This is a genomic window from Pseudoalteromonas sp. 120-MNA-CIBAN-0494, from assembly GCF_040308885.1.
GTDB classification, from domain to species: domain Bacteria; phylum Pseudomonadota; class Gammaproteobacteria; order Enterobacterales; family Alteromonadaceae; genus Pseudoalteromonas; species Pseudoalteromonas nigrifaciens.
In genome coordinates, this window is record NZ_JBEOOE010000130.1 from 1 (window position 1) to 279 (window position 279).

Sequence of the window (279 nt, forward strand, 5' to 3'; positions counted from 1 at the left end):
GAAAAAGCCCCACGGGGCACCTTCAATGAAGCGGAGCAGCATAAAACGACTGAGCCGCCTAAACACCATAAGAAAGGTAAACAAATACTGGCTGAGCACTTTGAACGAGAAGAAGTTGAGCACACCTTAACCGAGTTAACGTGTCAGTGTTGCGGTGAACAACTACATCAATGTGGTAGTGAAGACAGCGAGCAAGTGAAGATTATTCCGGCGAAAGTCAGTGTCATTAAGCACAAACAATTTAAATATGCTTGCAGACATTGCGAGCATGAACAATTG

The 279-nt window shown here is 44.4% G+C and carries 1 protein-coding gene; it reads left to right on the forward strand.

Going from position 1 to position 279, the window contains the following annotated elements:
• The coding region (locus tag AAEY55_RS18245) for an IS66 family transposase zinc-finger binding domain-containing protein (protein ID WP_350552651.1) at positions 1-279 on the forward strand (279 nt) is incomplete at both ends.